Source organism: Thermodesulfobacteriota bacterium, assembly GCA_035325995.1.
Taxonomy (GTDB): Bacteria; Desulfobacterota_D; UBA1144; order Nemesobacterales; family UBA2774; genus JADLGH01.
In genome coordinates this window covers 105,202-125,602 of sequence record DAOKYU010000005.1, presented here as the reverse complement: position 1 = coordinate 125,602, position 20,401 = coordinate 105,202, and the positions used below count along the sequence as shown (strand labels likewise).

Genomic DNA, 20,401 nt, shown 5'->3' with positions numbered 1-20,401 from the left:
GAGGGCGGAGGCCCGTTCCGGTCATTCCCCGGCCTGAACGCGCCTTCCCGTGAACGTGTCGGAAACGACGTTTTCGGGCACGGAATCGGGATCGAGCGGGTCTACGCCGGGGGCGTAGAAGCTGACCGTGAACGCGCCTCCTATGTCGGCGCAGCCCCTCCCGGAGAATGTGACGTCGATGTTTACCCTGGCTATATTCGCCAGGCTGCCGTCGGCGTTGAACGAAAAGTCGAGCGTCGTCGCGATTGCCTCGCGCCTGCCCGTCTTCTTCCATGCGCCCTGCTCGTCCGTAAAGTCGAGCGCTTTCTGGGCCGAGCTGGTTATGAACATCACTCCACCGGGGCCGAACGTCCAGAGGCTCTGTGTCCCGTTACCCTCCTCGACGAGGAACGTGCCGATGAAGCACTCGGGGAAGTCGCGCGTGCTCGCGTGCTCGGCCGCGAGCGTTGTAAATGATAAAAGGAAAAGAGCTGCCGCCGTAAACCCCGACAGTAATATAGCCTTCCTGAAAGAATAGAGATTCATTATCCTCCTCCTCGTATGTCTGTCTGTCGGATTAAATGTACACCCGTTCCGGTGCGAAGTATTAATATACGGCCAACCGGGGAGGTTGAAAATCCCTCTCCGTGGTCTAGTATATCCCGAAGCCGGCGGGCGTCCCGCCCGCGGGCCAAAGGAGGCTTCCATGCAGGGACAGATCGAAAAAGAGGCCGTCGAGGTATCGAACTCGGAGCTCGTCTTCCCCACTCATACTAACCACTACGGGACCATATTCGGGGGCAGGGTGCTCGAGCTCATGGACATGACGGCGGCGATGGCGGCGATGAGGTTCGCCGGCGAGGATACCGTGACGGCGTCGATCGAAGCCGTCGATTTCAAGCAGCCCATTAAAGTCGGCGACATTATGGAAATAACGGCCCGGGTGATCCATACCGCGAGCACGTCGATGGTAGTGAAGGTGGACGTTTACAAGATAAGCAAGGCGAACCCGGAAAAGGAGTTTACGTGCAGGGGGCACGTCGTCTTCGTCGCCGTGGACGCCGAGGGGAAGCCGATACCGGTCCCGAAGCTCAAGGTCGTCACGGAAGAAGACGAGCGGAACTGGAAGACAGGCGAGAAGATAAAGGAGATCAGCAAGGAGAGGAGGAATCTCCACTCGGACGTCCTCTGAATCCACTCTGCATAAAACGGCACACAAGCGGGGCGGTTACGGTTCCGTTATTCAGGCATCTGGGATTCCATCTCGGAGCAGGAGACCTGGCCGCTATCGCCCGAGAGCCTGTTGCACTCGTACGTGTACCCGTTACAGAGAGCGGTCCACTCTGCGCTCCCGTCCTGGTTGATCTTGTGCTCTATGATCTCTATCTGGTCCGAGCCGCACGGTATCTGTCCCGCCGACTGGTCCTGAAGCGCTCCTATCACGTAGGGACTCCCGCAGGAAGCCGCGAGCGCAAAAAGCGCCGATAATGCGAATATTTTTTTCATCCCGTCACCGCCTTTATGGTTTAATCTGTAATTATAACGCCTAAACACCGAATGTCCGGCGTTCGCTCTTTTTCGGAGGAAATTATGAGAGCCGTCGTACTGAGAAAGACCGGAGGGCCGGAGGTGCTTTCCGTTACGGAGCTAAACGAGCCCCGGCCCGGAAGGGGGGAAGTACTCGTCTCCGTTTCGTTCGCCGGCGTAAACTACGCCGAGATACTGTCGCGGAAGGGGCTTTACGGCTGGGCCCCGAAACGCCCTTACATACTCGGAATGGAATGCTCGGGCGTCGTAGAGGCGGTGGGGGAAGGGGCACCGGCTTCGCGCATCGGGGAGAGGGTTATGGCGGGCGCGAAGCACGGCTGCTACGCCGGGAAAATCGCCGTGCCCGGGGCGAGCGCAGTACCCGTACCGGCGGGGTATTCGATGGAAGAAGGCGCGGCCTTTTTAGTGAATTACATGACGGCGTGGATGTGCCTCTTCAGGATGGCGAGGCTGTCTCCCGGCGAGAAACTCCTCGTCACGGCCGCCGCCGGCGGGGTGGGGACGGCGGCGGTGAAGCTCGCGTCCTCGGCCGGGGCGGAGGTTTACGGCATGGCGGGGAGCGCGGAGAAGTGCGCGCTCGTCGAATCCCTCGGCGCTGTAAAGTGCTTTAACTACCGGAAGGAGGACTCTTTCAAGGAGCTCCTCGCCGTGACGGGCGGCGTGGACGCCGTGCTCGAAGTCGTGGGCGGGAAGGTGTACAGGCGGAGCCTCGACGTATTGGCCCCGTTCGGGAGGGTGGTCGTCGCGGGATTCGCGGGCCTCGACCTCGACAGGAAGAACCCGCTTTCGTGGTTAAGGACGTGGAGGGATATACCGCGCGCCGACGTGGGGATGATGGCCGAGAGGTCCATAGCAGTGATGTCGTCTCATCTCGGCTACCTCCTCGACAGGGAGCCGGGGATCATGACGGAGGTCTACGCAGCGCTCGAAAAATTCGTCCTGGAGAAAGATATAAGGCCGGTAGTCGGGAAGGTGTTCCCGCTCGAAAACGCCCCGGAAGCCCACGCGTACGTGGAATCGAGGAAGAGTACAGGGAAGGTGCTTCTTAAAGTCGGCGGATGACCCGTGAGGACGGCCCTGAGGCGGAGGAGCCGTCACGCCATCTCGTCTTCTTCGGAGACGAGCCTGTTGAGTATCTCTTTCTGGATGCTTTCTATCTCTTCCTTCGCCTGCGTGATTTCGTCTGTGGGCTTTCCGCGCTCGCGGTATTCCTCGACGAGCTCGCCCAGCCGTGAGCCTATGTGCTTGAGCTTGGTCTGGGCCTCGATGTTGGCCTTTATGAGCATCTCCTCGTTTTCCCACTCGCGCCTGGAATAGGCCTCGAGCTCCTTTGCCTGAATGAGGAGCTCCCTCAGCCTGTCCTTGTATCCGTGGAGGGTCTGGTGGATGACGGATTGTATCTCGGCCCTTTCGCCGGGCTCTCTCCAGAGGACGTTTTCGAAGAGCCTGAGGTCGTCCTCGGATACCGCATTCCTCCCTTCGAGAAAGGCCCTCGCCTTGAGGAGCGAGACGGAGTGCTTGTATCTCCTGTCGGAAGGGACCATGCCCTTTTTCGCGAGCTCTTTACGTATGCGGGATATGAGCTTGAGGATGTTGGGCGGGACCGGGACCTCGCGCGCCCCGGCGGCGGCGGATTCGAGCTCGGACGACGTAATCGTAAGGCCGCCCGTTTCTCCGTCCCCGGAGTTCAGCATCTTGAGGAACCTGAAATCCTCTTTTATGTAATCGACGACGTAGCGGAGCAAAAACCTGTCGTAAAGGGCTTCGAGCTCGTCCTCTTCGGACGGGAGCTCGTTGCTCGCGCCGAAGAGCGTTATGAGCGGAATGGTCGTTTTCTCCGTCCCGTTATAGAAGACGCGCTCGTTCATTACGGTCAGCAGCGTGTTCAGGATAGAGGAGCTGGCCTTGAATATCTCGTCGAGAAACGCGATGTGCGCCTCGGGGAGCTTGCCGGCCGTTACCCTCCTGTACTCGTCGTTCTCGAGGCCCTTCAGGCTGACGGCGCCGAAGAGCTCCTCGGGCGTCGTGAACTTTGTGAGGAGCCACTGGAAATAGCGCGCCCCATCGATCCTCCGGCAGACGTCGTTCGCCAGCTGCGACTTGGCCGTGCCGGGAGGGCCCACGAGGAGAAGGTGGCTCCCGGTGAGAAGGGCGCAGAACGCGCCGTCTATGACCTCGTCCCTTTCGAGGTAGCGGGCCTTTAACTCGGCCCTTATCTTGCGAAGTTTTTCTAAAGCTCTTTCCATGTGACTATGTCTACCACGAATTCCCGTCCCTGTCGTTTTTTCTTTATGACGGCCTCGATGATTCTCCTCGTCGGACTCGCCTCTCCTAGTATACCCTCGGACCTCACGGTGAAAACCTCGCTCTCCCCCGTTCCCTGCCCGAGGCCAACGAGCCCGGCGATTATCTGTGACGTCGGGTCCACGTCGCGGACTATCTCTCTTACCTTCTTGCTGTCTACTATCGGGTCGTTTTTCCGCGCCTCGATTATTTCGTCTATTATCTGCTCCGCGGTGCTGTCGTCGATAGGGTCCTGCTGCGATCCCTGGCCCGGGATGGCGGGCACGGTGGCGGCCTTGAGCGCGGCTATCATTACGACCCGGGGCGCGGTGCTGAAGTTAATCTTCTTGTCGAGCGGGTAGACGGTGACGTAATCCTTTATGGCGTTATAAAACTCGTCGTCCATACCGTCCACCATCCGGATTTCCTCGACGGTGTCGAGAGGGCCGTCCTTTATCCTGTATGCGGGCTGGAGCCCGGCGTAGAATTCCGCGTTCGCCCCGGCGGAGTCCTGGTCGTTTACGGTCCCTTCCCTTGGCACGTCGAGCCAGTTAACGAGGCTCGAAAGGAACCTTTCGGACTTGCCGGTATCCACTCCGAGAAGCCTGAAGAGCTCCCTGAGCTCGGCAAGCACCTGCTGGTCCACTATGTTGGAGTCGGAGCTTACGAGGGAGTTCAGGTTAATCTTCGAGCGCTCGTCCGTTATCGTGATGGAGACGCTCCCCTGGCCCACGGGAAAGTAGGGTACGCTGAGGGCCCAGAACCCGTCGTCGTTTCCGGCGCTGCCCCCCACCGAGCCCATCATCGCGGAGAGCTCTTCGAGGGCCCTTGCGCTGAAAGCCCCGGCGGCGACCTGGACGCCGGACTTGGCGATGTAGCGCGCCTTGACCTCGTCCCTCGTGTTCATGGAGATTTCGGAGTCTATCTGCGTGAAGTAGATGAGGTCCGTGACAAGTATCATGAGTATGGCGATCACTATTATGACTATAACGAGGACTATGCCTTTTTCAGGGTCCCTTCCGGGCGGAATAGCCCCGCTCTTTCCGCGGTTTATATCGACGTCGTTTTTCAAAGCCGTTCTTTCCTTTCGCATGTTCCCGTCAATCGACTATCGGTAAGGTTATCATGGAGCTGAATTCCACGTTCTCGCCCCTGGGGTCTCTCATCACTACCTCGACGTTCACCGCCCTCGGCAGCGACAGCATTTCGTTGGAGTTCCATTCGAGCGTCGGCTCGGGAATCTCCCCGAGCTCGTTCGGGCCGGCAAAGTAAGTCAAACGGAAACCGACCACGCGCTCGGACAGGGGGAACTGCGTTCCTCCCTCCTCGTTTTCTATAGTCGGATTGTCGCGCCTCATGAGCGCGAATAGATCCGAGTCCGGCACCGGGAGGAGATAGTAGCTTATCTCGGTCTGGTCGGATTCCCTCGTGCCGTAAGCGGGGCTTCTCGAAAGGGCAGTGAAGATAAGCCTGCTGAAATTCCCGTCCTGGACGCCGTAAAAATATGGCAGCGTTATATTCGTACTTTCGGAGTTCACGAGCCCCCGCGGATAGGCCATGGCCAGGTCCTTCGTTACCTTGGCCATTACCACTCTCGCTTCGTGGTAGAGGTCGAGCTCCTCTTCTATCCTCTCCTTCGCCTTTATTATCTGGAAGAAAGAGGCGTAGAGCGCCGTAAGCACTATCGACCCTATGAATATGGCCAGGAGGACTTCCATAAGGGTAAAACCCTTATTTGTAGTCCGACATTGCCGTTCCAACCGTAAACTCCTTGTTCCCTTCGTCCCAGGTTATGGTGAGTATCACTATTCTTATGTCGGCCCCGAGCTGCTCGATGTTGTAGGGCTGTACGGACAGGTACCAGCTGAAATCCGGCGCCTCTTCGAAGACCCCTTGCTGGTTGCCTATGTCGGGAAGCCCTATGAGCTCTATTTCGCCGAGCTTTTTCTGTGCGAGAAACGAGGCTATCGTGATGTTCTTCGACTGGGAAGCCATCAGGAGGTTCTTGTTTACCGCACCGAGAAGTATGGCGAGCGACGAGCCTATTATCGCCACGGCTATAATGACTTCGAGAAGCGTGAAGCCGCGGCTCCCACGCCCGCCGCGCGCGACTGTTTTACCTGTAGGACGGGACATACTGCCCTCCGTCGAGGACGTTCACGTATTCGTCGTACACCCTTGTGCCGCCTGTGTAGGGCTTTGTCTGGATTGTGAAATTGTCCCCGTTTTCCGATTCGAGATGTATGGCCGCGGGCTCTACGTAGCCCGTGGGCAGGAAGAGTATGTAATCCGGCTCCTGCCCGAGCGTCGAGCTCCTGGCCGCGTTCCTTTCGGTAAGCACGCCTTGAAAATGCACCCCGCTCGGAAGCCGCCGTCTCTGGTGGAGGTAGTCCACCGATACGACGTATTCGTTATCTACCAGGACTTCGACCCAGTATTCGTCCCGGTCCACGTCGAAAACGAGCCTGTATATGTTCTTCTTGAACGCAGCCTCGTTGTAGAGATATTTTATCGTGCCGGTGAGGCTCCTGGAGGCGCTCTTGATGTTGAAGTCCGTGCTGCTCCTGAGCCTCGGCACTGCTATGTAAACGAGCGCGCTCACCAGTATCGTAACCACCAGGAGCTCAATCATGGTAAAGCCCTTTTGGGAGCTCATCTTATCCCGCGGCTGGATATGTCGTCCTCTGTTTGCTGAACCGCGTCCTCGCCGAGAGAAATGATTTCGTAGGTCCCGTCGCCCGTCTGGTCGGGGCCAATGTATATGAATTCGCTCTTCCAGCCGTCGAGAGGCACCTTGTCGCCTTCGAGGTAGCCGCTCCTGGAGTAGCAGCAAGGCTCCCTGCCCGTGGTGGGCCGCTGTATGAGGGCCATGAGCCCCTGCTGGGTCTCCGGATAAAAGCCGTTGTCGAGCTTAAACAGCTTGAGCGCGGACTCGATGTTCTTTATCTGGATCTTGGTCTCTTCGATCTTCGCCTCGCCGAAACGCCCTATGACGTTCGTGCCCACGATGTAGGCAAGGCCGGCGATGATCAGAAGGACCACCATGATTTCTATGAGCGTGAAACCACCCTGTGCTCTCATTCTTCTTTACCTCCTGTTTATCCTATTGTCGATGTAAGGCTGAATATCGGCAGGAGCACGGCGAACACGATGAACCCCATGATCGCGCCGATGATGACTATCATAACCGGTTCGAGAAGAGAGGTAAGCGTGGAGACCATGGTTTCCACCTGCTGGTCGTATATGTCCGCGACCTTCGTGAGCATCCCTTCCATTTCGCCGGTCTGCTCGCCGACGGCGACCATTCGCGTGACGAGCGGCGGGAACACGCCGCTGTCCCTGAGCGGCTTTGCGAGGCTGGCGCCCTCGCGCACGTTGTCCCTGACCTCTTCGAGGGCGTCGCTGTAGACCTTGTTCCCCATGACCGCCTCGCCGATCGTAAGCGCGTCCAGGAGCGGAATACCGCTCGCGAGCAGCGTCCCCAATGTCCTCGTGAACCTGGATATCATGACCATGGACGATATCTTTCCGAATATGGGCATCTTCAGCGACAGCCTGTCGAAAAGCGTTTTCCCCCGCTCCGTCTTGTAAAACCTGTAAGCACCGAAAAAGAGTATCGGAAGCACTATAAGGAGAAGGAGTATGTGGTTGCTGAAAAAGCCGCTTATGCTGATAAGTATAACCGTCATCGTCGGGAGAGCCTTGTCGCTGTCCTCGAATATCTTGGAAATGCGGGGTATTACGTAGGTCATCGTGAAGAAGAGCACGCCGCCGCCGATTACGAACATGAATATGGGATATATGAGCGCGCTCCTGACCCGGGACGTCAGCGCCGCCTGTTTTTCGAGAAAGTCGGCGAGCCTGTAAAGCACTATGTCGAGCGTGCCGCTGGCCTCGCCCGCGCGGACGATGTTGATGTAGAGCTCCGAGAATACGTTCTTATGCTCGCCGAGTGCGCTCGCGAGCGAGCTGCCTTCGCTGACCCTGTCCCTGACCTGGGTGAGTATCTGGCCGAGGCGCGCGTCTTCCGTCTGCTCGGAGAGGGCGACGAGCGACGCCTCGAGCGGGAGCCCCGCGGAGATGAGCGTCGAGAACTGCCTCGTCGTTACGGCGAGTTCGGAGATGTTTATCCCCTTGAAGGGAATAAAGCTCCTCGACTTTCCTTCCCTTACTTCGTTCAGCGAGGAGAGGAATACGCCCTGGCGCTTGAGCTTGTCCGTGGCGCCCTTGGGCGAATCGGCGTCGATTACGCCCTGGACGGCCTTTCCGGTCTCGTCGATGGCTTTGTATTTATATACCGGCATGTTCTATTGAGTGTTCGGCGGTTATAGAAGTGACCCTGTCCGGCCCTTAGCCTACTATGTTTTCGTCTTCGGTTACCCTCATGACCTCGTCAACCGAAGTCAGACCCCTTATAATCTTGTCGGCCCCGTCCATTCGGAGCGTAGTCATTCCATGCTCGAGGCCCTTTCTCTTTATCTGGGAGGAATCGACCTTGCTCAGCGTCAGGTTCCTTATGTCGTCGTTTATTACCAGCATTTCGAAGATGGCCATTCGTCCGCTGTATCCCATGTTGAAGCATTTCTCGCATCCCGTGGCCCTGTAAAGCGTGCCGTTTTTGAGGCTGCTCCGCTTGATGCCTATGCGCCTGAGCTCGTCGTCGTAGGGCTCGTAGGGCTCCTTGCAATTCGAGCAGAGGAACCTGAGGAGCCTCTGCGCTATAACGGCCATGAGCGAGGAGGCGACGAGGAAGGGCTCGATCTCCATGTCGATGAGCCTCGTTATCGCGCTCGCGGAATCGTTCGTGTGAAGTGTCGAGAAGACGAGGTGTCCCGTGAGCGACGCGTGAATCGATATGTCGGCCGTTTCCCTGTCCCTGATTTCACCGACGAGTATGACGTCGGGGTCCTGCCTCAGTATCGAGCGGAGCCCGTTGGCGAACGTGAGGTTAACCTTCGTGTTCACCTGTATCTGGTTTATCCCCTGTATCTGGTATTCGACCGGGTCCTCGACCGTGATGATCTTTTTGTCAGGGGAGTTTATCCTTTCGAGCCCGGCGTAAAGCGTGGTCGTTTTACCACTGCCCGTAGGCCCAGTGACGAGTATGATGCCGTGCGGCCTGTGTATGAGTCCTTCGAACGTGTGGAGCTTTTCGCCTTCGAGCCCGAGGTCTTCCAGGCTTAAAATGACGGACGACCTGTCGAGAAGCCTCATGACGACGCTCTCTCCCCATGTGGTGGGCACCGTGGAGATACGGACGTCCACGTCCCTCCCCGCGACCTTGACCCTGATTCTTCCGTCCTGGGGCTTTCTCTTCTCGGCAATGTCGAGCTCGGCCATGATCTTGACCCTGGAAATTATCGAGGCCTGGAGCTTCTTCGGGACGGAGGTTATTTCGTGGAGCATGCCGTCTTTCCTGAACCTGACGGAGAGCTCCTTCTCGAAGCATTCGAGGTGAATATCGCTCGCCTTTTCCTTGATCGCCTGGAACAGGAGCGAGTTTACGAACCTGATAATCGGGGCTTCGTCGTCGGCGTCGAGGAGGTCCTTGGGCTCGTGTATGTCGTACTCGGAAATGCCCGTGGAGTCGTCTTCTATGCCCTCGGTCATTTCCTTGCCGCGCTCGTAGACGCGGTTGATGCTGTCGAGGAGGACCTGGTTAAGGGCGATGACGGGCTCTATCTCGCATCCGAAGAGCGACTTGAGCTCGTCGAGGACGTAGAGGTCGAGCGGCGGGGCGAAGATTATGACGACGCTGTCCTCCCTCCTCTGGAACGGGAGGAGCCTGAATTTCTTGGCGAAGCTTATCGGCAGGATCTTTATGAGCTCGGGGTCTATATCGCGCTCGGATATCCTGAGCGTGTAGGGGAATTCGTAGAATTCCGAGAGTACTTCGAGTATTTCCTCGTCTTCGAGGACGTTCGATTTTATAAGTGTTTCTTCAAAGCTGTCCTCGTTCTTCGCGAGTAGCTCGTCTATCTTGACGAGAGCGTCAGGGTTTCTTTCGCTTACTATTTCCTGGATGCTTTTCATGTTAATTCCGCTTTCCCGGCGACGGTTAGTTGTCCTCCCTGTTAAAGCCCCTCTCCTGTAAAAGCATATTCCGTCTCTGCCTTTCTTCAAGTATGCGCTGCATGTCGAGCTCGTTCTCGACGATCCTCGGAGTGAGGAGGATCATGAGGTTTATCTTCTGGCTCTGGCGCTGCTTGTACTTAAACAGGTTGCCGAGGAAGGGTATGTTGCCGAGGACCGGGACCCTGTTCTGAAGAACGCTCTCCCTGTCCTGGACGAGGCCGCCGATGACGATCGTCTGCCCGTTCTTGACGACGACGGAGGAGTCGGCCGTCCTGGTCGTGGTCGCGATACCGAACTGTGCGGTATTGAGGCCCTGGACCGGCGTGTCCCTTATGGCCGATACTTCGGTCAGTATGTTGAGGTTAAGGAAATCGCCCTCGCTTATCTGCGGGGTTATGGAGAGCCTTATGCCGACGGGCTCGCGCTGAATGGTCTGGACGGTGACGCCGCTGTCGCCGACGGTGCTCCCCGTCGGGAACGGGATGACGTCCGCGACGATGATTTCCGCGGGCTCGTTGTCCGTGGTGATGATGCTCGGCGTCGAGAGGACGTTCACGTCCGTGAGCGACGTCAGGGCCTGGAAGAGCGCGCTGAAGGACGGTATGGGCGGTATCGGGCCCGAGCCGTCCGGATCGACCTCTTCGCCCACGACGCCGAGGAAAAGCCCGGAGAGGCTTCCGAGGACGTTTATCGACGCCTCGGGGTCGGCCGCCACGCCGAGGAGGCTCGGGACGCCCGGAAGCACAGTGCCCCCGAAGCCGAGCGTGTCGTCGTTTACCGTGAACCCTATGCTGAGGTTCGTTCCGAAGGACCTCAGCTTGTCGAGGCTGACCTCGAGGATCGCGGCTTCGACGAATACCTGTTTTCTCCTGACGTCGAGCTCTTTTATGACTTCTTTTATGGTTTCGTAGTCTCTCCTGGAGCCTATTATTATCAGGGAGTTCGTTGACGGGTCGGCCGTGACGCGTATGGTCTCCGTCTCGGCGACTATGCCCGAGGTCCTTATGGCGCCCCTTTCTATCGCCTGCCGCGACTGCGCGGTGCCGGTGCCGTATGAGCCGGTACCGCCGAGCCCGCCCGTCGTCCCGGCGAGGCCGCCCGTACGCGACATCCTGTTGTCTACCCCCGTGCCGCCATATCCGCCGGCATAGCCCGAGCCGCCGAAGAGGCTGGCGAGCACCGCCACAATCTGCTCGGCGTCGGCGTTGAGGACCCTTACGACGTATATGCCCTCTTCGGGTTCGTCCGTTTCGACGTCCAGTATTTCGATGACTGCCTTGATCTTTGCCATGTCGTCGGGGTAGGCGATTACGATGAGCGAGTTCGTCCTCTCGTCCGTTATGACCTTGAACCCGACGGGGGAGGACTCGCCCGTAGACTGGGCTATTATGTTGGATGTGTCCCCGGGCTGATCGCTGCCGGGGAGGTTCCTGCTTCTCTGGGCGGTCCGCGACTGGCCGCGTGTCTGGGCGGGCTGCTGACCACCCTGGGGACGCGAGGAAGTGGTGGACGCCGTGCCCCCGAATATCTCGACCAGCTTGGCGGCGACCTCGGCCGCGTCGGTGTTGTGTATCTTTATGAATTCGATTTCCGTCTCGACGTCCAGGTTCTCGATTATAGAGAGTATCCTGTTGAGGTTGTCCGTCGTTTCGATGATTATGAGCATGTTCAGCGCTGGGTAGACGACGACGTCGCCTTCACGCGAAACGAGGGGCTTCAGTATGGCGGCGACCTCGTCGGCCTTCGTGTTCTTGAGCTGAACGAGCCTTGTCGTGAAGCTGTCGGAGGATACGCCGTAGGACGTTCCGACCTCGGTCGGTATGCTCGTTATCTTGATGTCGCGCTTGGGGACGATGATATTGACCCCGTCCTTCTTCACCACCGAAAAGCCGTTCAGGCTCAGGATCGTTTCGAAGAGCCTCATGGCGTTTTCCCTTTTGAAACCGCCCGGGGCTATAACGGTGATTTTCTTTCCCTTTACCGTTTCGTCCAGTATGAAATTCTGGCCCGTTATCTCGCTTATGGTTTGAATCAGGTCCTGGATGTCCATTTCGGACTGGAGGTTGACTATTTCGCCGTCCGTGATTACCACCTCGGGCTCCTGAACCTCGACTTCGACCTCCTGCCCGTTCTGTGGCTCCTGCTGCTGCGGCTGTTGTTGCGGCCTTTGAATCTGCTGCTGCTGCGGCTGCTGGAACTCCTTTCTCCCGCCGGTCGAGCGCTGCTGCTGTATTCCCTGCCGTCTTTTCTCTATCTCTTCCTGGCGCTCCTTTCTCCTTTGCTCGAGCTCCGTCGTGTCGAACTGCTGGGCGACTTCCCTGCCGAGCGCGCCTTCGGCGCCCGCGGCCTGGGTCATTATCACGGAGCCGTCCGAAAAACCGTCGGGGAAGCCGCCGGCCACGGAGTACGAGCCCCGGGGAGGGATCCCTATGATGTCGCCTTCAACCAGGATGTCCCTCGTAAGGCCGTTGTGCAGCTTTATGTCGGCTACCGACACGCCGAACTTCTCTCCGAGCGCGGAGAGTGTGTCGCCTTCTTTTATCGTGTACGTGATTTCACCGGCGAGGGGGTTGCCCGCGCCTTCGCCGGGCGGGAGCTCGGACGTTTCAGCGGAATTCTCCATTATGACGGGCTTTTCGTGATTCGTATTCACGTATACGTACAGCGTGAGAAGAAATCCCAGTATGACGATGTTAATGAGTAAGCCTTTAATCATGAAATCCTCGCTGTCGCGGCCCGCTGTCGTCCGTCCCGTTCATAGAAGGTCTTATCCCACGCGGGCGTGAAAGTCAATAACGAGACCACCATGCGCTCCCGCTTCTATTTAACGACGTACTGATACGAGTACTGTTTGCCCGCCCTCGTAAAATCTATCGTGAAGCTGCTCTGGGACCTCAGCTCTTCGAAAATCCCGAGCGCCCTTTCGACGTCGTTAAGCTCAACGTTGTTTATCCTGTGTAGCGTGTCTCCGTTTTTTATCCCTATTTTCCAGAATATGCTGTTCGACCGAATGCCGAAGAACCTGAGCCCGTCCTGCTGGGGTATGACGCGCGCCTGCTGGACGATGTTGGTCGGGTCGCTGAGGACGTCTTCGAGGAGCTCGCGGCTTATTTCGTATTCGTTATCGGAGATCTTGTTTATCCCTTCTTCGGTTTGCTCGCCGCCTTTCCCGGCCGGCTGAACCGTCCTGTTCGCGTTGGTCGCCATCGGCTTCGAAGATGCCACCTCTTCCCCGATGTTCTTGCACTTGATGGTTTCGTGGCCTTTCTGGCGCTGTATGACGGCCTTGCAGCCCATGACCTGGACGAGGTTCACCCTTTCGGTGTCGATTATTTTTATCTGCTCGCCGCTCGTGTAGCCCTGGACCTTGTTGTTGCCCGGGTTCTTGATTATGGCTACGGACGGGGCGTCCGGATTTATGATCGTACCGAGAAGGACTATGTTTAAAGTCGAGTCGGGAAGCGCTTCGTCGCTGCCGGGGCCCGGGCCGCCATCGGCGGGGGCGGAAGCGTCGGAAAGGTTGCTGATTCCGAATATATTTCTCGTAAGTATGAGGTCGTAGTACGAGCGCGGCCGGCGGACGCTGGTGTCTCTCTGCCTGCCCGGGTTGCCCTGATCGAGCTTCTGGGACGCTATCGCGCCGGGGGACGAAACCACGCCCTCCAGCTTTTGATTCACCGTGAGGGCCGCAAGGTATGCAAGCCCCGTGAGGAGGAGCAGGTTAATCACCCATACATATTTCTTTAGAAGCGTTACAAGCATTTAAGTAGAATGGTTAAATTTACCCTAAAAAATAAAGTTTTTTACTTTACCTGTCAAGCTAAATATCTCCCGGGGCCGGTATTTGCCCCGAGCTTCGCCGTGAAAGCCTTCTGCTTCTATATTACGATTGACTAAAAAAGCCGGATGGGCGCGATGCAATCTGACGCCGATCGAAAAAACGGTACTGTGGAACACCCCCACCTTTTCGCCTGAAAAAAGGCCCGGTTCCCCGGGATTACGTTTAATTGACTCTTCTGTTCGTTCCATTAGCCGCCCCGCAGCATTCAACCAGCTCGGTCAGAAGGCTACTCTGAAACTCCTTGGTCTTCCATCCGATCCCATTGTCGAGTATGGAAAAGACGAGCACGTCTCCCTGCTTGGTGAAAACGTAGCCGGACAGCGCCCTCACGTTGTTGAGGTATCCTGTCTTGGCCATGACCCTTCCCTGTACGCTCGATGCCTTGAATCTTTTTTTCAAAGTCCCGTCGACCCCCGCTATGGGCAGGGAATCGATGAAATCGGACGCGATGATCCTGTTCGTATATGCGTAGCTTAGAACGTCTGCGAGTGTTTCGGGGGAGACCCTGTTAAGGAGCGAGAGCCCCGAGCCGTCGACTACCCTGAACCCGTTCTTGATGCCTATGCCGTTCAGGAACTCGGATATGACCTGTGAGCCGTTGTCCCAGGAACCCGGGGCGCCTTTGAATTCGGCGCCCAGGGTTTTGATAAGGTTCTCGCCGATTATATTGACACTGTTCTTGTTGTATTCGGTGATGACCGAGGAAAGGGGGTCGGAATAGTGGGTGTAAAACACCGTGGCCCACCTCGGCGTTTCGCCCGCGACCACCGGGCCGCTGACCTTTATGCCCGCTTCCTCGAGGGCGCTCTTGAGGACGTTGCCCGTCAGGAGCTCGGGGCTGTTTACGGGTATCTTGAGCAGGACGCTCGCCTTGGGCTTTACCCTGCCGCCTATGGCTATGGTGTCGGGGCCCTGCCAGCTCGTCGTGAGCGCGCCGGCCTTGGAGCTGGTTACGGCGTTGTTGATTATCTTGATGTTCGAGCCCGCGGGGAGTATGTCGATGCGGGGCTTTTGCCCGGCCGCGGCCGCGCGAACCCTGACCTCGATAGTATTGTAATTAAAGGAAAGTGCGCTTATCGGGGGGCTGTAGAAATCGTTGACCCATTCGGCCTTCCAGCCCTCGGCCCGCCTTTCGGGCGTGAAATAGGAGTCGTCGACCGTTATGCCGCCCTTGATCTCGGTTACCCCTCTCTTTTTCAGTTGATAGACTATGAAGCCTATGTGGGGCTCGCCGAGCGTAGGGTCGCCGTAGCCCTTTACGTACAGCCCGCCGTGAAGGACGCCCTCGGATATGCCGCCGCCCGAGAAAAATTCCGTCTTGAACCTGTAATCCCGCTTTAGAAGGGAAAGGGAGGCGACGGACGTGATGATTTTCTCGTTCGAAGCCGGTATGAAGAGGTTCTGTGCGTTGTGCTCGAAGAGTGTCTCACCGGAGGTGAGGGATTTGACGACCACGCCCATCTTGCCGTTGTTGCGCGCCTCGGTCGGGAGAAGGGTCGCAATCTTGGCGGTGTACGCCCCGTTCTCCGTGCCGGCGGGTATGGCCTGGTCGTTGGTAAAGGTAAAAAGTGCAAGCGCCAGAAGGGGTACGAGAATCCATCTCATATTAGGGTTTATATTTTAACACCTAAGAGATTCTATTGCAAAGAAAGTTTGTAAAAATTTTTGGGCCCGGAGGGAGTGAAAATTTTGCGGTTCAGGGCCCGCCCGGGGGCCTCGCCTGTCCCCGGAACGGGCCCGGCAGTCTGCGGCGGCGACATGGCCAACCACGGCGCTTAATGCTATCATTTCCGGGGACGGCTCTTTGGGGGTTCGTCGGGTATCTATTTACAGATCAGCGGAAATGCGGAAATAAGGAATGGCAAAAAAGAAATTCGTATTCTTCGACCTGGGGGACACCCTCGCCTCGACGGATCCCCCTTACATACACAGGATCGCCCGGTCAATGCGTAATGCCGGCTTCGGCATATCGGACAGGGAGCTCGAAGAGGCCTACGTCGCCGCCGACTACGAGCTTTATCTGAAGCATAAGTCGGAAGGCGGGATCAATCCCGAGCAGCACAGGGCGTGGTTTCTGCCGCTTCTTTACGAGGCAATTTCACCGCCCGGGAATATAGACGAATTTCGAAGCAGGGTAAGGGAGGAGATGAGCGCGCTCAGGTTCACGCGGGCTGCCCTTCCGGGCGCGGTCGAGCTCCTGGAACGGCTCAGGGGAGAGGGATACAGGCTCGCGGTCATATCGAACAACGACGGCAATACGGTGGAGAAATGCGAGGAGGTCGGGATAAAGGATTACTTCGAGCACATATTCGACTCGACGCTCCTTAACCTCATAAAGCCGGACCCGCGCATATTCGAATACGCGGCGGAGAGGTGCGGCGTATCGCCGTCCGAGGCGGTGCACGTCGGGGACATGTTCGGCTCGGACGTTATGGGCGGAAGGGACGCCGGGCTCGACGTCATATGGTTCAACGCGAGGAATGCGCCGAGGCCGGACGCACCGCGCGTCAGGGAGGCCGGGGCGCTCGACGAAGTAGCGGACTTGATTGGCTGATTTTTCCCATTAACCTCTCTCTGTCGGCGCTTCCGACAGTATCGATACCGGAGCCGCCGATACGTCTCGATTAACAAGCCGCATATATGAAAGGCGAAATTAAAATCACCGGTGCCAGGGAAAATAACCTCAAGGACGTGAGTGTTTCCATACCCTGGCACAGCTTCACCGTGGTCACGGGCCTGAGCGGCTCGGGCAAGTCGTCGCTCGCCCTGGACACCCTTTACGCCGAGGGGCTAAGGAGATATATAGAGTGCCTGTCCACGTACGCGCGGCAGTTCCTGGAGCGCGTCGACCGCCCGGACATGGACGACATATCCGGGCTCCCGCCTGCGGTCGCCATAGAGAGCAGGAACAACGTCAGGAATTCGCGCTCGACCGTCGGCACGACGACCGAGGTGTACGACTACATGCGTCTCCTGTTCGCCAAGATAGGGAGGACGTACTGCCCCGCGTGCGGGGTGGAGGTGAGGCGGAGGTCGCCCGGGGATATAGCCGGGGAGCTGGTAGACCGTTTCGACGGGAAGAGGGCGCTCGTAACCTTCCCGCCCGGGAGCTCGACGCTGACGCCGAAGGAGCTCATGGCCGCCGGCTACACGAGGGTGGTTTCGGACGGAGAGGCGATCGACATCGAAGGGCTCGAGGCCATCCCGGCGGGGGCCGAGGTTCTCCAGGACAGGGTCGTTCTCGGGAAGAAGCTCTTCTCGAGGATAGTGGAGGCTCTCGAACAGGCGCTCGACGAGGGCAGGTACGTCCACGTCCGGATAGTGGACGGCGAGACTCTCCGCTTCTCGAAGGAGCTCGAGTGCACTTCCTGCGGGAGGACGTTCAACGATCCGTCGCCGCTACTCTTTTCGTTCAACAGCCCGCAGGGGGCGTGCCCCGCGTGCAAGGGGTTCGGAAACATACTCGGGCTCGACGCCGACCTCGTCGTGCCCAACCCGGAAAAGAGCCTCGCGCAGGGGGCGATAGAGCCGCTTACGAAGCCCTCGCTCAAGAACGAGATGAGGAGGCTCCTGAAATTCGCCGAGGAGAGGGGTGTATACACGAGCAAGCCGTACGACGAGCTGACGGACGAGGACAAGAGGCTCCTGTTCGAGGGCGGGCCGGGGTTTTCGGGAGTGAAAGGCGTCTTCAGGCACCTGGAAGAAAAGAATTACAAGATGCACGTGAGGGTGTTTCTCAGCAAGTACAGGTCGCCCTTTACGTGCGAGGAATGCGGCGGCTCGCGCCTCGTCGAAGAGGCGCTATGGGTGCGCGTCGCGGACAGGAACATCGCGGAGCTGTCGGAGCTGTCGATAGGGGAGCTCGGGGAATTCTTCGAAGACCTCGCGCTCACTGAATACGAGATCTCCGTCTCGACGGAGATACTGAAGCAGATAAGGTCGCGCCTGGATTTCCTTAACAAGGTGGGGCTCGAATACCTCACGCTGGCGAGGCTTACGCGGACGCTTTCGGGAGGCGAGGCGCAGAGGGTGAACCTCGCGTGCCAGCTCGGCGCGGCGCTTACCGAAACACTGTACATAATGGACGAGCCCTCCATCGGCCTCCATCCGAGGGACGTGGACCGCCTGGTCGCGCTCATAAAGGAGCTCCGCGACAGGGACAATACCGTCGTCGTGGTCGAGCACGACTTCGAGATGATAAGGGAGGCCGACAACATTATCGAGCTCGGTCCCCTCGCGGGCGAGAGGGGAGGGGAGATCGTCTACCAGGGGAGCGTGAAGAACCTGCTCGCTAAAAAGGCGGATTCTCTGACGAAGAAATACATGACGGGCGAGGCGAAAATCGAAGCGCCGAAGAAGCGGAGGAAGGGGAGCGGGAAGAGCCTCACGGTTTCCGGCGTCCGCGAGAATAACCTCAAGGACATAACGGTTTCGCTGCCTCTCCGGACTTTCATTTGCGTCTCGGGGGTGTCGGGCTCGGGGAAGAGCTCGCTCGTGACGGACGTCCTCTATTCCGCCCTCGCGCGGAGGTTCGACGGGAGCGCCGAGAGGGTCGGGAAGTACGGCGGGATAACGGGCGTCGAGAATATCTCGGGCGTCGTCATGCTCGACCAGGCCCCGATAGGCAGGAGCTCGCGGTCGAACCCGGTCACGTACATAAAGGCGTACGACGAGATAAGGAAGGTCATGGCAGGGACGTGGGACGCGAAGTCGAAGGGGCTTACGCCGTCACACTTTTCGTTCAACGTGGCCGGGGGAAGGTGCGAGACGTGCGAGGGGGCGGGGGTGCAGCAGATAGAGATGCACTTCCTCGCGGACGTTTACGTCACGTGCGAGGAGTGCGGCGGGAAGAGGTTTCACAAGGACGTCCTTTCCGTCAGGTACAGGAACAGGAACATCGACGACATACTGGCGCTGACCGTGAACGAGGCGATCAACTTCTTTTACGAGGTTCCGCCGCTCGGCCGTAAGCTGAAGGTGCTCCAGGATGTCGGGCTCGGATACGTCCGGCTCGGGCAGGCCGCGCCGACCCTTTCGGGGGGCGAGGCGCAGAGGATGAAGATAGCGCGGGAGCTCGGCGGGAAGGGCGGGAAGGACCTGCTGTACATACTCGACGAGCCGACCGTGGGGCTCCACGCCGAGGACGTCCGGAAGCTGCTGGACGTCATAAACAGGCTGGTCCTCGCGGGGAACACCGTGCTCGTCGTCGAGCACAACGTGGACGTCATCAAGTCGGCGGATTACGTGATAGACCTCGGCCCCGAGGCCGGTGACGCGGGCGGGTACGTCGTCACGTCGGGGACGCCGGAAGAGGTCGCCGAAGCGAAATCGTCATACACGGGGAAGTATCTGAAAAAGGCGCTTTCCGCCTGACCGGGCGGTACGGGCTCTCGCCGCGAGACGCCGCCGTTTTTGAGCCGAATCCCGTTTTCATATAAAATAATATTCCGAGTACTTTCCCGCCTGAATTTTTGTGACGGCAGTTTCCAGGACTTGTAAAACGGAAAACAGGGTTTATATAAATTCTGATACTCACAGGGGAAACAGCACATGTCTTCAGTTAGAAGGGACTATTACGAAGTGCTTGAGGTCGAAAGGACCGCGAGCCACCAGGAGATAAAAAAATCCTACCGCAGGCTGGCCATGCAGTACCACCCCGACCACAACAAGAGCCCCGACGCTGAAGAGAAGTTCAAAGAGCTGTCGGAAGCCTACAGCGTGCTGTCGGACCCGGACAAACGCGCCAGGTACGACAGGGGAGGCTTCGCGGCGCTCGACGGCATGTCGGCCGAGGACCTTTTCAGCAACATGGGCTTCGGGGACATATTCGGCCGGGGCACAGGCAGCATATTCGACGATATATTCGGCTTCGGGCGCGGAAGGAGAGGGCCCGCAAGAGGGCCGAACGTCGAGGTCGAGCTCGTCGTTCCGCTGAAGCGCATCCTCATCGGCGGCGAGGAGACTGTCCGCTACACGCGCACAGTGGCGTGCTCGAAATGCGGAGGGTCGAGGGCGCGGCCCGGCACGGAGCCGAAGGTATGCACCGAGTGCGGAGGGTCGGGGCAGAAGGTGTTTACGACCCAGCAGCTCGGCATGACCGTCCAGCAGGTCGCCGTGTGTCCCACGTGCAGGGGCCTCGGCTCCATAATCGAAGACCCGTGCCCGCACTGCAGGGGAACAGGAAGCGAAGAGCAGGAGAGCGAGATAAAGATCAGGGTGCCTGAAGGCATCGAGGAAGGGACCGCGCTGAGAGTCACGGGGCATGGCGGGTTCAGCCCCGAGCCGGGCGGAGCCCCGGGCGACCTAATCGTCGTGATCCACACCGAGGACGACCCGAGGTTCGAGAGGAGGGGCGACCACCTCCACAGGATCGAAAAGATACAGATAGCCGACGCTGTCCTGGGAATAACGCTTACCGTGCCGACACTCGTCGGCGAGGCGGAGGTGAAAGTCCCGGCGGGGACTCAGCCGGGCACCGTCATGCGGCTCGCGAACGAGGGGCTTCCCAATTTCCGCAGCGGGCGCAGGGGCGACATATACCTGCGAATTCAGGTCGAGATACCCAAAACGATCTCCGACGAGGAGAAGGAAATCTTCGGCAGGCTCAGAGAGCTCGGCGAAGGGAAGGCCGAATAGAAGCTACAGGCTGTTCGTTGCCCGAGGCCGGTGCGGCCC

The 20,401-nt window shown here is 58.4% G+C and carries 19 protein-coding genes; 5 read left to right on the top strand and 14 right to left on the bottom strand.

All coding sequences use genetic code 11. The features are described from left to right. Nucleotides 1-21: 21 nt before the first annotated feature. The gene (locus PKC29_08435; protein HML95438.1) at nt 22-525 is read right to left on the bottom strand and encodes a hypothetical protein; all 504 of its coding nucleotides are present in this window, start codon (nt 523-525) and stop codon (nt 22-24) included. 160 nt (nt 526-685) lie between these two features. On the opposite strand from PKC29_08435, the gene PKC29_08430 reads away from it, so the two are divergent. Further along, entirely contained in the window at nt 686-1,171 is a 486-nt protein-coding gene (locus PKC29_08430) for an acyl-CoA thioesterase (GenBank protein ID HML95437.1), read from the top strand. Nucleotides 1,172-1,218: 47 nt separating this feature from the next. Here the strand turns inward: PKC29_08430 and PKC29_08425 are convergent, their stop codons facing one another. Continuing rightward, complete coding sequence (locus PKC29_08425) at nt 1,219-1,485, bottom strand: hypothetical protein (protein ID HML95436.1); 267 nt, start codon at nt 1,483-1,485, stop codon at nt 1,219-1,221. 84 nt (nt 1,486-1,569) lie between these two features. On the opposite strand from PKC29_08425, the gene PKC29_08420 reads away from it, so the two are divergent. Further along, complete coding sequence (locus PKC29_08420; GenBank protein ID HML95435.1) at nt 1,570-2,589, top strand: NADPH:quinone oxidoreductase family protein; 1,020 nt, start codon at nt 1,570-1,572, stop codon at nt 2,587-2,589. Nucleotides 2,590-2,621: 32 nt separating this feature from the next. On the opposite strand, the gene PKC29_08415 is transcribed toward PKC29_08420, so the two are convergent. The 12 genes from PKC29_08415 to dacB all read right to left on the bottom strand — a co-directional run bounded on the left by PKC29_08415 (nt 2,622) and on the right by dacB (nt 15,331). Continuing rightward, complete coding sequence (locus PKC29_08415) at nt 2,622-3,773, bottom strand: AAA family ATPase (GenBank protein ID HML95434.1); 1,152 nt, start codon at nt 3,771-3,773, stop codon at nt 2,622-2,624. Next, complete coding sequence (locus PKC29_08410; GenBank protein ID HML95433.1) at nt 3,758-4,903, bottom strand: general secretion pathway protein GspK; 1,146 nt, start codon at nt 4,901-4,903, stop codon at nt 3,758-3,760. The genes PKC29_08415 and PKC29_08410 overlap by 16 nt, the downstream gene beginning before the upstream one ends. Nucleotides 4,904-4,910: 7 nt before the next feature. After that, a complete protein-coding gene (locus PKC29_08405) occupies nt 4,911-5,570 on the bottom strand; it encodes a prepilin-type N-terminal cleavage/methylation domain-containing protein (protein HML95432.1) in 660 nt (219 codons plus the stop codon). Then, nucleotides 5,542-5,946 (bottom strand): prepilin-type N-terminal cleavage/methylation domain-containing protein, encoded by a 405-nt coding sequence (locus PKC29_08400; protein ID HML95431.1) that lies wholly within the window; start codon nt 5,944-5,946, stop codon nt 5,542-5,544. Before PKC29_08400 ends, PKC29_08405 begins: the two co-directional genes overlap by 29 nt. Next, nucleotides 5,927-6,466, bottom strand: a complete 540-nt coding sequence (locus PKC29_08395; GenBank protein HML95430.1) for a type II secretion system protein — start codon at nt 6,464-6,466, stop codon at nt 5,927-5,929. The genes PKC29_08400 and PKC29_08395 overlap by 20 nt, the downstream gene beginning before the upstream one ends. Further along, complete coding sequence (gene gspG / locus PKC29_08390; GenBank protein HML95429.1) at nt 6,463-6,891, bottom strand: type II secretion system major pseudopilin GspG; 429 nt, start codon at nt 6,889-6,891, stop codon at nt 6,463-6,465. The genes PKC29_08395 and gspG overlap by 4 nt, the downstream gene beginning before the upstream one ends. Nucleotides 6,892-6,908: 17 nt before the next feature. Beyond that, nucleotides 6,909-8,114, bottom strand: a complete 1,206-nt coding sequence (gspF, locus tag PKC29_08385) for a type II secretion system inner membrane protein GspF (protein HML95428.1) — start codon at nt 8,112-8,114, stop codon at nt 6,909-6,911. A gap of 46 nt (nt 8,115-8,160) precedes the next feature. Beyond that, on the bottom strand, nt 8,161-9,843 hold the full coding sequence (gene gspE / locus PKC29_08380) for a type II secretion system ATPase GspE (protein ID HML95427.1): 1,683 nt from the start codon (nt 9,841-9,843) through the stop codon (nt 8,161-8,163). 25 nt (nt 9,844-9,868) lie between these two features. Next, nucleotides 9,869-12,601 carry a type II secretion system secretin GspD gene (gspD, locus tag PKC29_08375; GenBank protein HML95426.1) on the bottom strand — a complete coding sequence of 911 codons (2,733 nt, stop codon included), beginning with the start codon at nt 12,599-12,601 and terminating at the stop codon, nt 9,869-9,871. A 104-nt stretch (nt 12,602-12,705) separates the two neighbouring features. Further along, a complete protein-coding gene (gspC, locus tag PKC29_08370; protein ID HML95425.1) occupies nt 12,706-13,647 on the bottom strand; it encodes a type II secretion system protein GspC in 942 nt (313 codons plus the stop codon). Between the two features lie 24 nt (nt 13,648-13,671). Next, nucleotides 13,672-13,914 (bottom strand): hypothetical protein, encoded by a 243-nt coding sequence (locus PKC29_08365; GenBank protein HML95424.1) that lies wholly within the window; start codon nt 13,912-13,914, stop codon nt 13,672-13,674. Continuing rightward, nucleotides 13,889-15,331, bottom strand: coding sequence for a D-alanyl-D-alanine carboxypeptidase/D-alanyl-D-alanine-endopeptidase (dacB, locus tag PKC29_08360; GenBank protein HML95423.1), 1,443 nt, complete (start codon nt 15,329-15,331; stop codon nt 13,889-13,891). Before dacB ends, PKC29_08365 begins: the two co-directional genes overlap by 26 nt. A gap of 253 nt (nt 15,332-15,584) precedes the next feature. Between dacB and PKC29_08355 the strand changes: the two genes are divergently transcribed. The 3 genes from PKC29_08355 to dnaJ all read left to right on the top strand — a co-directional run bounded on the left by PKC29_08355 (nt 15,585) and on the right by dnaJ (nt 20,362). Next, nucleotides 15,585-16,280, top strand: a complete 696-nt coding sequence (locus tag PKC29_08355) for an HAD family hydrolase (GenBank protein ID HML95422.1) — start codon at nt 15,585-15,587, stop codon at nt 16,278-16,280. An 86-nt stretch (nt 16,281-16,366) separates the two neighbouring features. Further along, on the top strand, nt 16,367-19,099 hold the full coding sequence (gene uvrA, locus PKC29_08350) for an excinuclease ABC subunit UvrA (GenBank protein HML95421.1): 2,733 nt from the start codon (nt 16,367-16,369) through the stop codon (nt 19,097-19,099). 177 nt (nt 19,100-19,276) lie between these two features. Further along, nucleotides 19,277-20,362 carry a molecular chaperone DnaJ gene (gene dnaJ / locus PKC29_08345; protein HML95420.1) on the top strand — a complete coding sequence of 362 codons (1,086 nt, stop codon included), beginning with the start codon at nt 19,277-19,279 and terminating at the stop codon, nt 20,360-20,362. Nucleotides 20,363-20,401 lie beyond the last annotated feature (39 nt).

Excerpts from the sequence above, each read along its gene's own strand:
- gspG (HML95429.1), bottom strand. The coding sequence starts at position 6,891 with ATGAGAGCACAGGGTGGTTTCACGCTCATAGAAATCATGGTGGTCCTT.
- PKC29_08410 (HML95433.1), bottom strand. The coding sequence starts at position 4,903 with ATGCGAAAGGAAAGAACGGCTTTGAAAAACGACGTCGATATAAACCGC.
- PKC29_08355 (HML95422.1), top strand. The coding sequence starts at position 15,585 with ATGGCAAAAAAGAAATTCGTATTCTTCGACCTGGGGGACACCCTCGCC.
- PKC29_08425 (HML95436.1), bottom strand. The coding sequence starts at position 1,485 with ATGAAAAAAATATTCGCATTATCGGCGCTTTTTGCGCTCGCGGCTTCC.
- gspE (HML95427.1), bottom strand. The coding sequence starts at position 9,843 with ATGAAAAGCATCCAGGAAATAGTAAGCGAAAGAAACCCTGACGCTCTC.
- PKC29_08435 (HML95438.1), bottom strand. The coding sequence starts at position 525 with ATGAATCTCTATTCTTTCAGGAAGGCTATATTACTGTCGGGGTTTACG.
- gspD (HML95426.1), bottom strand. The coding sequence starts at position 12,601 with ATGATTAAAGGCTTACTCATTAACATCGTCATACTGGGATTTCTTCTC.
- PKC29_08430 (HML95437.1), top strand. The coding sequence starts at position 686 with ATGCAGGGACAGATCGAAAAAGAGGCCGTCGAGGTATCGAACTCGGAG.
- PKC29_08400 (HML95431.1), bottom strand. The coding sequence starts at position 5,946 with ATGTCCCGTCCTACAGGTAAAACAGTCGCGCGCGGCGGGCGTGGGAGC.
- dacB (HML95423.1), bottom strand. The coding sequence starts at position 15,331 with ATGAGATGGATTCTCGTACCCCTTCTGGCGCTTGCACTTTTTACCTTT.
- dnaJ (HML95420.1), top strand. The coding sequence starts at position 19,277 with ATGTCTTCAGTTAGAAGGGACTATTACGAAGTGCTTGAGGTCGAAAGG.
- uvrA (HML95421.1), top strand. The coding sequence starts at position 16,367 with ATGAAAGGCGAAATTAAAATCACCGGTGCCAGGGAAAATAACCTCAAG.
- PKC29_08415 (HML95434.1), bottom strand. The coding sequence starts at position 3,773 with ATGGAAAGAGCTTTAGAAAAACTTCGCAAGATAAGGGCCGAGTTAAAG.
- gspF (HML95428.1), bottom strand. The coding sequence starts at position 8,114 with ATGCCGGTATATAAATACAAAGCCATCGACGAGACCGGAAAGGCCGTC.
- PKC29_08365 (HML95424.1), bottom strand. The coding sequence starts at position 13,914 with ATGGAACGAACAGAAGAGTCAATTAAACGTAATCCCGGGGAACCGGGC.
- gspC (HML95425.1), bottom strand. The coding sequence starts at position 13,647 with ATGCTTGTAACGCTTCTAAAGAAATATGTATGGGTGATTAACCTGCTC.
- PKC29_08395 (HML95430.1), bottom strand. The coding sequence starts at position 6,466 with ATGAGCTCCCAAAAGGGCTTTACCATGATTGAGCTCCTGGTGGTTACG.
- PKC29_08420 (HML95435.1), top strand. The coding sequence starts at position 1,570 with ATGAGAGCCGTCGTACTGAGAAAGACCGGAGGGCCGGAGGTGCTTTCC.